11 protein-coding genes and 3 pseudogenes are annotated in these 9055 nt (G+C 40.4%); 7 read left to right on the forward strand and 7 right to left on the reverse strand.

Annotated features, from left to right (window positions below; translation table 11 throughout):
* Positions 1 to 32 precede the first annotated feature (32 nt).
* Positions 33 to 791, forward strand: a complete 759-nt coding sequence (locus D7Y06_RS17665; RefSeq protein ID WP_120409059.1) for an exodeoxyribonuclease III — start codon at positions 33 to 35, stop codon at positions 789 to 791.
* 177 nt (positions 792 to 968) lie between these two features.
* Complete coding sequence (locus D7Y06_RS17670; protein WP_120409060.1) at positions 969 to 1736, forward strand: M15 family metallopeptidase; 768 nt, start codon at positions 969 to 971, stop codon at positions 1734 to 1736.
* A 260-nt stretch (positions 1737 to 1996) separates the two neighbouring features.
* On the opposite strand, the pseudogene D7Y06_RS17675 reads toward D7Y06_RS17670, so the two are convergent.
* The 5 genes and pseudogenes from D7Y06_RS17675 to D7Y06_RS17695 all read right to left on the reverse strand — a co-directional run.
* Positions 1997 to 2273 (reverse strand): annotated as a pseudogene (locus D7Y06_RS17675) (methylated DNA-protein cysteine methyltransferase); the annotation flags it as partial.
* A gap of 69 nt (positions 2274 to 2342) precedes the next feature.
* Positions 2343 to 2507: a cysteine-rich KTR domain-containing protein gene (locus D7Y06_RS17680; RefSeq protein WP_120409061.1), complete on the reverse strand. Its 165-nt coding sequence runs from the start codon at positions 2505 to 2507 to the stop codon at positions 2343 to 2345.
* A 22-nt stretch (positions 2508 to 2529) separates the two neighbouring features.
* The gene (locus D7Y06_RS17685; RefSeq protein ID WP_199714748.1) at positions 2530 to 3207 is read right to left on the reverse strand and encodes a CPBP family intramembrane glutamic endopeptidase; all 678 of its coding nucleotides are present in this window, start codon (positions 3205 to 3207) and stop codon (positions 2530 to 2532) included.
* Positions 3204 to 3776, reverse strand: a complete 573-nt coding sequence (locus tag D7Y06_RS17690) for a TetR/AcrR family transcriptional regulator (protein WP_120409062.1) — start codon at positions 3774 to 3776, stop codon at positions 3204 to 3206. Before D7Y06_RS17690 ends, D7Y06_RS17685 begins: the two co-directional genes overlap by 4 nt.
* A gap of 147 nt (positions 3777 to 3923) precedes the next feature.
* Complete coding sequence (locus D7Y06_RS17695) at positions 3924 to 4298, reverse strand: TnpV protein (protein ID WP_120409063.1); 375 nt, start codon at positions 4296 to 4298, stop codon at positions 3924 to 3926.
* Positions 4299 to 4355: 57 nt separating this feature from the next.
* Here D7Y06_RS17695 and D7Y06_RS17705 point away from each other — a divergent pair.
* Together D7Y06_RS17705 and D7Y06_RS28640 are read left to right on the forward strand one after the other, a co-directional pair.
* Positions 4356 to 4622: pseudogene (locus D7Y06_RS17705) on the forward strand (cupin domain-containing protein); the annotation flags it as partial.
* Positions 4623 to 4975: 353 nt separating this feature from the next.
* Positions 4976 to 5302 (forward strand): annotated as a pseudogene (locus D7Y06_RS28640) (sigma-70 family RNA polymerase sigma factor); the annotation flags it as partial.
* 71 nt (positions 5303 to 5373) lie between these two features.
* On the opposite strand, the gene D7Y06_RS27255 reads toward D7Y06_RS28640, so the two are convergent.
* Both D7Y06_RS27255 and D7Y06_RS17715 read right to left on the reverse strand, forming a co-directional pair.
* Positions 5374 to 5919: a DUF6033 family protein gene (locus tag D7Y06_RS27255; RefSeq protein ID WP_243119378.1), complete on the reverse strand. Its 546-nt coding sequence runs from the start codon at positions 5917 to 5919 to the stop codon at positions 5374 to 5376.
* Positions 5920 to 6148: 229 nt separating this feature from the next.
* A complete protein-coding gene (locus D7Y06_RS17715) occupies positions 6149 to 6619 on the reverse strand; it encodes a manganese catalase family protein (protein ID WP_243119379.1) in 471 nt (156 codons plus the stop codon).
* A gap of 421 nt (positions 6620 to 7040) precedes the next feature.
* Here D7Y06_RS17715 and D7Y06_RS17720 point away from each other — a divergent pair, with 421 nt between their 5' ends.
* From D7Y06_RS17720 to D7Y06_RS17730, 3 genes are read left to right on the forward strand one after another with little or no spacing between them, the layout of a single operon-like run.
* Positions 7041 to 7649 carry a type IV toxin-antitoxin system AbiEi family antitoxin domain-containing protein gene (locus D7Y06_RS17720; protein ID WP_016296687.1) on the forward strand — a complete coding sequence of 203 codons (609 nt, stop codon included), beginning with the start codon at positions 7041 to 7043 and terminating at the stop codon, positions 7647 to 7649.
* A complete protein-coding gene (locus D7Y06_RS17725; protein WP_016296686.1) occupies positions 7649 to 8545 on the forward strand; it encodes a nucleotidyl transferase AbiEii/AbiGii toxin family protein in 897 nt (298 codons plus the stop codon). Before D7Y06_RS17720 ends, D7Y06_RS17725 begins: the two co-directional genes overlap by 1 nt.
* Positions 8546 to 8563: 18 nt before the next feature.
* Positions 8564 to 8875 (forward strand): dsDNA nuclease domain-containing protein, encoded by a 312-nt coding sequence (locus D7Y06_RS17730; protein ID WP_120409067.1) that lies wholly within the window; start codon positions 8564 to 8566, stop codon positions 8873 to 8875.
* Positions 8876 to 9055 lie beyond the last annotated feature (180 nt).

Below are 9055 nucleotides of genomic sequence, written 5' to 3' on the forward strand. Positions count from 1 at the left end.
GAAAAGAAAGAGAGAAAAAGGAGAGGTCAGATATGAAATTTATTTCATGGAATGTAAACGGTTTAAGGGCATGTGTCCAGAAAGGATTTCTGGATGTTTTTCGGGAGATGGACGCAGATTTTTTCTGTATTCAGGAGACGAAACTGCAGGAGGGACAGATTTCTTTGGATTTGCCGGAAGGATATGAGAGCTATTGGAATTACGCCAGGAAAAAAGGGTATTCCGGTACGGCAGTTTTTACCAGGCACAAGCCTTTGTCCGTGGTTCAGGGAATCGGTATAGAGGAGTATGATATGGAGGGGCGGGTTCTTACCCTGGAATATGACAATTTCTATCTTGTCACCTGCTATACTCCAAATTCCCAGAGCGAACTTGCCAGGCTATCCTACCGGATGGAATGGGAGCAGGCTTTTCTTTTGTTTCTGGACGGGTTAAAAGAGAAGAAGTCCGTGGTTCTCTGCGGGGATTTAAATGTGGCCCACCAGGAAATTGACTTGAAGAATCCAAAGACAAACCGGAAAAATGCCGGTTTTACAGATGAGGAAAGGGAAAAATTTTCTGTGCTCTTAAGCCATGGGTATCTTGATACGTTCCGCTATTTTTATCCCCAAATGGAGCAGGTGTATTCCTGGTGGTCTTACCGTTTTAAGGCCAGGGAGAAAAATGCGGGATGGCGCATTGACTATTTTGTGGTATCCGAGGATTTAAAGGATAAGATTAGAGATGCAAAAATCCACACGGAGATTTTTGGCTCCGATCACTGTCCGGTGGAACTTTTGGCGGAGTTTTAGGGGGAGAATGGCAGCAAAGTTTAGGTGAGGTTTTATGAAAGCGCCCCCTGAAAGAAATTTGTAAGAAATTCTGTATGAAAAATGGAGATATCTGTTGGACAAATCCAAAATAAAATCCTCTTGTTTTTGATAAGATATTTGTGTCGGAACAAGAGGTTTTTTATAGTAGGAGGAATCATGGATATGGGCCAAAGAAACAGGAAGCACATAAGAAAAAACGGAAGCCATTTGCATTTTTTAACAGGAATTCTATTTATGCTTATGGTATCTGCAGGCAGTTTTTGGTGGGGTGTTTTGGGAAACTTTGCAAAAGAGGACAAGAATCGGGCAATGGAGGAGGTTCACACAGGAACGAAGCAGGAAACGGAGGAGTACTATGACGGCAGAGAAGGTGCAGATACCCTTGAGCAATGGAATTTGATACTTGTCAATCATGAAAATCCGATTCCAGATAATTACAGTGTAAATCTGGTTGAGGTGGAAGGAGGGGAGCGTGTGGATGAACGTATTTATGAACCTCTCATGGAAATGCTTGAGGATGCCAGAGGGGTTAACTGGGGAGCTTTGCCCGTGGTGGTATCTGGTTATCGCACACAGGAGAAACAGCAAAGCCTATACGATGATAAAATTGCCAAATATAAAAAAGATGGTTATTCAGACAGTGAGGCTTTAGAAATGGCCAGACAGTGGGTTGCCCAGCCGGGATACAGCGAGCATCAGCTTGGGTTTGCAGTGGATATTAACGGGGCGGCATATGATGTTTATTTATGGCTGCAGGAAAACAGCTACAAATATGGTTTTATTTTCCGTTATCCCGGAAACAAAACGGATATCACAAAAGTGGCGGAGGAAGTGTGGCATTATCGTTATGTGGGCGTAAATGCTGCGAAGGAGATGTATGAGAGGGGAATTTGCCTGGAAGAATATTTGGGTGAAGAAAGCTAAAAAAGGAATGTTTATTTTGGATATGGAAAGTCAAAGAAGATTCGTATATGGGTAAAAAGCATAGTGTATGGGAGGATGGCGTGACAGCCATTCTCTGATGGGTTCCTTTCCCATAAGAGGCATTTGGCGAAAAACATTGCTATTGGGGTTGGTCTGGTCATCAGCTCAGATATTTTTGGATGCTTTTCCGGATACATGCAGTTGCTGCGCCTGTTGTATTGGGGGACAATGGCAATTGGCATAGCTGTTTTGGTATGGACTTCTTTCTGTGCTTCGATACCACCGGGATACTTTGCGTTTAATTCTCCATTTGCTTTCAATGTTCGCCAATACGGCGTTTTATCATTTTTTCGCTGAAAACTCGCCCATGCAACAATCGAAACAAATATTCCTGTCGTAATCAATCGGCGGTGCAAAATACATTCTGTCTCCACCATATTTTTCTATGCTTTTTTCATCCGTAATAACTTGAAACTTAGGCATATCCTTACTATCATTCAACATTGCATTAAAATCTTTTTTATCTTCATTTGCCATAGATAAACACCTCCTGCCCAAGAGCATAATCCAAAAGTAAAATATAGGCAATGAGACAGTTTGAAAAATCTATATATTTTTTAATAACAAATCCTTTGCGTCAATCAAGCTTTCCTGTCTACATTTAGGGCAGTAAAGAGGAAAGCTTTTTAACTCTGTATCTGCCCGTATCTGTAACCTTGTTTTATTCCCGCAAACAAAACACCGTACCCATTCTGAAATCACATTTGCCATATCATTTACCTTCTTATCTGATTTAAAAGAATACAAACACGGCAACAAGGGATATTGCGTTTCCGAGAATGTGTGAAAAGGTACTGATAACGCAATTCTCGGATTTTTGATAAATCACTGAAAAAATCAAGCTGTCAATGAATACAGCGGCAATGTCATAAGTTACAATTCCTATGTTTCCAACAGCAATATGTCCTGCGGCAAAAGCAACGGACGACAAAACTGCACAAACCCAAAACGGAAATATTTTTGAGGATTTTCCAAAGAAGAATCCTCGGTATGCAATTTCTTCACCAAATGCCGCAATAATAACTTGACCCATCAGCAGTGCAATCTTATCGAAAGACAGTATAGAACTCGTCCGCTCCATTACATGAGCAACAAATTCTCCACTGAAAATCATGTTTCCCACAACAAGCGTTGCAATACCACTTGCACTTGGCAGCAACATCCAAATAATCACACCCGGCTTTTTGAGATCCACCGCAATGGTATTGAAACGCAAACCCGATTCGGAGCCTCGTGTTTTGTCGACAGTTTCTGTAATAAAGAAAAACGCTATTCCTACAAACACGGAATATCCTGCTATTGTCGAGGACGGCACCACTTTCGTTACGGTCAGTAGTATCATTATTACTATACCTATGAGCGTGAGAACGACGCTCTTTTTGTTATGACCCGTAATTTGTTGATTTTTCATTTCATTTCCTCCTGTACAGCTAATATTGCCCCTCTGTAAGCCCGTTCTAAATGAGTTTTTATGAGTTCTTCATCGTACTCCAATGAATTGTTGGCTATGATACTTGCATATCCATGAGCAAAGAGAGAAATTGTTAAAAAGACCTTTTTTGTCTGCTCAATATTCATGCCTATTGCCTTCTGCATCGCAGAAATAATAGGTACAAGTTCCTCGGAGTCAATCATTTCAAGCAAATTGTTCTCAACTGCAAAACCCGATTGAAATAGAAAGCAGAACAAATGCGGTTCTTCAACCGCAAATCGAATATAATTTAATCCCATTCCAAGCATAACACCTTTTGATGGTTCTTCAATCTTCATCAGATATTTTGCGTGATACCTGTCCAATTTTGTATAAACGGCTCTTTTTAATTCCTCAATCGTTGCAAAGTGGTACATAACAGGCTGCGTGGAACAGTTTAGTTTTTTTGATACTGTCCGTGCATTGATGTTTTCCGCACCTGTTTTGCGGGCAACCTCAAATGCAGCATCAATAACCATATCTCTTGTGATTTTAGGTTTTGGTGGCATGGCTTTTCCTCCTGTTCAATACTTCGCATTATATAACAAGGATTATATTATAAGCCGTAAAACTGATTTTGTCAATCGTTTCATTTCACTTCGAAATATCGCCCAAAAAGAAAAGTAGCAGAATTTTCATACCCTGCTGCCTTTTTGTTATGCGTAAATAACTTCTTTCTCCACAATCTCCCTTGCATAAGCCCTTATGTTATTGAGCCGTCCTGTCCATTCTAAAGCGTTTTCTGCCTTTAGTTGTTCCGTTATGCTTTGTGCCTGTTTCATGTCCTCTATGAGCCTTTTAAAGCGTTCCTGTGCCTGCCTATCAATGTCAGCAAGGTAAGTGTTGATTTTGCCGCTTGTAAGGAGATTGGTGTATGTAACCTTACGGTACTGCTTCAGATAGTTCAGATGCCGCTGCCCCCATATGCCTATCGGCTGTTCTTCTTCGGCGGGTACAGTTAAGTACGGTATTAAGTAATCATCCTTCCTTTCGTATTTACCGCCCAGTTCCTCAAAAATCGTCTTTGCCATTGTCTGTTACCTCCACATTCTTTTTTATTTTGAATGTCCGCAAAATCCGTCCTACATTGCCGGAACAACTGGCACATCCATCATGCTGACAAGGGCGGCGGACAGATTCTGGTCTGTGTGGCAGGCAGGGGCTTTTATCAGGAATGGGGAAAAGTGCCTGTCTGCATGACAGCGGGAGATACCGTCAATATTCCGGCAGGCGTGAAGCATTGGCATGGAGCAGCGTCGGACAGTTGGTTCTCCCATCTGGCGTTAGAGGTGCTGGGGGAAAACGTCCGTACAGAATGGTGTGAACCGGTCAACAGTGAAGATTACAAAAAATAAAATAATGATTACAGGAGGGAACGTCATGGAATATGTAACTTTGAACAATGGGATCAAGATGCCGGTGTTGGGATACGGTGTGTATCAGGTAAGCAATGTTTAATAACAAGGCAAGTATATCTTGCCCGGAAAGGTCAATCTGCCTTGTGTAGATTGGCCTTTTTAAGTTGCATTGTCGAAACCTGTCAATAAATGGCAGTAAATTTTTTTGAGAAATTTTAAAATTCTTTCCGGTTTGCCATGCCGAGATGTGTTCTGGTATTACGAGGAGGTGAAAAAACAGCTGCGCTCAAATTTGGCAGAAGGGAGGAAGTGTCATGCTATCTCCTTCAAACGAAGACCGTATTTTCGCCATGTTCGATTCTTTCTGCAAAACGGTGTCCCGCAACTTTGTCAGAAATTTAGACCGGGTCGAGAACAACCGGAACAAGCATTTTGCCGACGAACCGGCAGACTATCTTCTGGAAACATTAGGCCGCAGGGATGAATACCCTTCCGAGTCTTTCGTGCTTTATGTGGGCGGATATTCCTGTGCGGTGGAGAGCGAAACTTTATATAAAGCACTGTTATCCCTGCCGGAAAAGCAGAGGAACATCCTGCTGTTAGACTTTTGGGGCGACCTTTCCGATAGGGAAATCTCGGAAAAGATGGAGGTGACGCCGCGTACTGTCTACAACCTGCGGCAGCGCACATTTAGCAAAAGCTGCGAGTATTATGAAAAGCGGGGAAGAGATGCCGTTTTCACGTTTTTTCATACTTTTAAATCCAAAATAAGCCTGTTTTTTTCTGCCTGTTTTTTCACAGCGATTTTCTTTTCCTCAATTTTTTTCTCTTTCTCAAAAACAGTATCAAGCCAACGGTCCTTTTTGGTCTTGTCCAGAGAATATCTATTATGTTTTGTATCTTCCCCGCTTTCGGATATACTCCATCCCTTCAAGCTGCCGTCAGAATTGATAATAAATCCGAAGGATTTGAGTCTGCTTCCGTTTGGCATTTTATCAGGTAAGTTTTTAATCACCTGGTTGCAGTCATAGATTAATGCTTCATATTCCAGCCTTTTCTCCGGGTCGTTTTCCATCTCCCTTAAGATATTGGGGGCAATCCCGATATTATTCTTTCCGGTTCCTGAAAAGGGCTGTGTACTGGTGCTGAACTTTATATCCGGATATTTTTCAGATAACTTGTCCAGCATGGAATTTCCTTTTTTATTCTCCGAAGAAGTATTTTCATCCACCTTTGATTTTGCATATGCATAAGCCGCCTCTGTTACCCAACTGTTTCCTACTTTAACTGCCATTTCTTTATCCTCCTGATTTAAATTAGAATCCGTTTCTAGGGGTTATGTGTTATTTATTTCATCGAATTGCAATTGCAGATAATGAACGTGTTCTGATTTTTTTATTGGGGGAGAGCATAAAAAGACCAAACATTGAGAAATGTCAAGCCGGAGCCGGCAAACTATTGTAAGGGATATTCTATAATCGGCAAGTTTGTCAGCTCCGGCATCACTTATCTGTCAGCGTCTTTTATTTGCAGTTTTTGTCGATAGCAGGGTTAAAGGCATAGAAGTTCTTGGAATCTAAGTGCTCTTGGATAATGCGCAAGGCTTCGCCGAAACGCTGGAAGTGTACTACTTCCCTTGCTCTTAAGAAACGGATTGGATCTATAACATCTGGATCTTTGACTACCCGTAAAATATTGTCATAAGTACTGCGGGCTTTTTGTTCTGCTGCCATATCTTCCACGATATCTGTGATAGGATCACCTTTTACCTGGAATTCACATGCGTTAAAAGGAACTCCTCCGGCGGCCTGAGGCCAGATACCCAGGGTGTGGTCAATATAGTAATCTCCAAAGCCGGACTCTTTAATTTCTTCCGGGGTAAGATTTCTTGTAAGCTGATGGACAATGGTGGCTACCATTTCAAAATGTGCCATTTCTTCTGTACCCAGAGAAGCAGCGGTAATGTTCCACTTACTGTATTTTTGGACTGGCATGATACGGTGGGATTTCCGATACATAGCTTTTCGACGTTTGAACGGATAAAGAAGTATGATGAAAATGAAGATGCGGGGAATGTCGGGAAGCCTTATTCTATCGAGGTTAGAGATACGGAAAGAACGATAACTATATATGGCATTGCTTCAACGAGATTTGATATAGCAGGTTAAATTGTGTCAGACCTATTTGTTTTATTGTGGACAAGTAGGTCTGATTTTATGTAGTAAAGCACACAAGTATAAGATTTGAAGTTGTTCGATTTGATTCGCTTGATTTTTTTGCGTTGAATAGATATAATGTAGTAAAGCACACAAGCGATAAAAAATTTATGCGTATTTTAGTGCAGAGGTGAAAGTTTGGAAGTGAACTTCCAAATCTACCTGAAGGACGCAGTAAATGTGTCAGAAGGAGGCAATAATGCTAACACAGAATGATATAAGAATACTGAGCAAAATATTTTCTGATTATGGCTATGTCATGACAACGGCACAGCTTACAAATGAAAAATTGTTTTATAGAGATATTCAACGTATGCTGGAACAAGGATTGATTGAAAGAATAAAAAGGGGCTGTTACCATTGGGTGGATGACTATGGTACGAGTGAGGTGGTTATTGTCAACCGCCTGTTCCCTGATGCAGTTCTTTGTATGGAAACAGCCCTTTTCTATTATAGATACAGTGACAGGAATCCCGCTGAATGGAATATTACCATTGACAAAAATACTTCCAGAAAGCGCACAAATATAGATTATCCTTTCATTAAGGCTTATCGGGTTGAGCCAGAGCTGCTTTTCATTGGAAAAACAAAAGGAGAAATTGACTTCCAAGAAGTTCATATTTATGACCGTGACCGTACCATTTGCGATGTGCTGAGGAATATGAATAAGATGGATAAAGAGATTTTTAATAAGGCAGTACAAGGCTATGTAAAAGACCAGAAAAAAAATATTCCGAACCTTATGCAGTACGCAAAGACTTTGCGGGTGCAAAAGCGTGTAAAGGATTTGATTGGAGTGTGGTTGTAATGACAGATAAGGCGGCGTCTGTTCTTGCAAAATTGAAAAACAAAGCTAAGATTTCTGGAATCAGCTATCAACAGTGTTTGCAGTTGTTTATGCAGGAGGAATTTTTGCGGAAACTTTCAAAATCTGGTTATGAAGACAATCTTATTCTGAAAGGCGGATTGTTTATCTATACGCTTACCAATTTTGAAAGCCGTGCAACCATAGATGTTGATTTCCTGCTTCGTGGATTTTCCAATACCATAGAAGATGTAAAAAGTATGATTGGTAAGATTATTGAGACATCAACAGGAAATGATTTTGTTTCCATGACAGCAAAGGGATTTGAAGAAATTTCCCCACAGAGGAAATACCACGGCATCAGCACTCAAATTATCGGTCAGATAAAAAATGTCCGTGTGCCGTTTAATGTTGATATTGGTGTGGGAGATATTATTGTGCCGAAAGCAGAGGAAAGAAGAATCAATACACAGCTTCCAGATTTTGAAAAGCCAGTGATAAAAACGTATTCTTTGGAAAGTACGATAGCAGAGAAATTTGACGCTATCTTGCAACGATTTGAATTGACCGGCAGGATGAAAGACTTTTACGATATATATTATCTGGCAAGAACATTCGATTTTGAGGGAGCGAAGCTACGGGCGGCAATTTTTGAAACATTGAAGAAAAGAGAAACACCTTATGACAGAGATAGCTTTAAGCGTATTCTGGCACTTTCCGAAGATGAAGATATACAGAAGCGGTGGAGATATTTTTTGAAAAATATGAAAGATGTTACGCTTGAATTTGAGGTAATAATTGCGGAGATTCAGACTTTCATTGAGCCTGTGTTTGATGCGATAGTGGATGAAGAAGAGTGGAAGAAGAATTGGACTTTCAAACAGAAATGGAACAGATGAACAAAGGGGGGCTACAGAATGGGTAAAGTTCTTGAATTGGAACAGAGGGAACAGGCAGGTTCTGGTTCATATAATCGTTTTGAGTATCAAGTTCACTGGATTGTGTGTCATATTATAGGTCAACTTGAAAATAACGCAGAATGTATTGTTTTTTGTGAGTTTCATGACGATATGGCAGAATTTATACCAGAGAAAGAAGAGTACCAATTTTATCAAATTAAGACGAAAGAAGATTCTTCAGATTGGACGGTTGCGGAGTTATCAAAACGAGAAAAAAAGAAAAGTGGAGGATATAAAAAATCCTTTTTAGGGTTTATATATCAATGTTAACAACTTAGTAGTGGTATGACATTACAACAAGATTAAGCCATTGAACCAACAATAATAGATGATAGGAATGATAAAAATACACTAAAAAAGGGCGGACTTCCCCCTTGGTGCTATCAGCTGTTTTTTCATATAGTGGTTATATTGTAGAATGTAAAGAAGTTGGCATCACCACCTTTCTTA

The sequence above is a fragment of the Roseburia sp. 1XD42-69 genome (assembly GCF_003612565.1).
In the GTDB taxonomy this organism is placed as follows: Bacteria; Bacillota; Clostridia; order Lachnospirales; family Lachnospiraceae; genus Roseburia_B.

What these genes read in the sequence shown, in the direction of transcription:
- D7Y06_RS17690 (WP_120409062.1), bottom strand. Translation starts at nt 3,776, where the DNA reads ATGCCACCAAAACCTAAAATCACAAGAGATATGGTTATTGATGCTGCA.
- D7Y06_RS17715 (WP_243119379.1), bottom strand. Translation starts at nt 6,619, where the DNA reads ATGCCAGTCCAAAAATACAGTAAGTGGAACATTACCGCTGCTTCTCTG.
- D7Y06_RS17685 (WP_199714748.1), bottom strand. Translation starts at nt 3,207, where the DNA reads ATGAAAAATCAACAAATTACGGGTCATAACAAAAAGAGCGTCGTTCTC.
- D7Y06_RS17720 (WP_016296687.1), top strand. Translation starts at nt 7,041, where the DNA reads ATGCTAACACAGAATGATATAAGAATACTGAGCAAAATATTTTCTGAT.
- D7Y06_RS17730 (WP_120409067.1), top strand. Translation starts at nt 8,564, where the DNA reads ATGGGTAAAGTTCTTGAATTGGAACAGAGGGAACAGGCAGGTTCTGGT.
- D7Y06_RS17695 (WP_120409063.1), bottom strand. Translation starts at nt 4,298, where the DNA reads ATGGCAAAGACGATTTTTGAGGAACTGGGCGGTAAATACGAAAGGAAG.
- D7Y06_RS27255 (WP_243119378.1), bottom strand. Translation starts at nt 5,919, where the DNA reads ATGGCAGTTAAAGTAGGAAACAGTTGGGTAACAGAGGCGGCTTATGCA.
- D7Y06_RS17665 (WP_120409059.1), top strand. Translation starts at nt 33, where the DNA reads ATGAAATTTATTTCATGGAATGTAAACGGTTTAAGGGCATGTGTCCAG.
- D7Y06_RS17670 (WP_120409060.1), top strand. Translation starts at nt 969, where the DNA reads ATGGATATGGGCCAAAGAAACAGGAAGCACATAAGAAAAAACGGAAGC.
- D7Y06_RS17680 (WP_120409061.1), bottom strand. Translation starts at nt 2,507, where the DNA reads ATGGCAAATGTGATTTCAGAATGGGTACGGTGTTTTGTTTGCGGGAAT.
- D7Y06_RS17725 (WP_016296686.1), top strand. Translation starts at nt 7,649, where the DNA reads ATGACAGATAAGGCGGCGTCTGTTCTTGCAAAATTGAAAAACAAAGCT.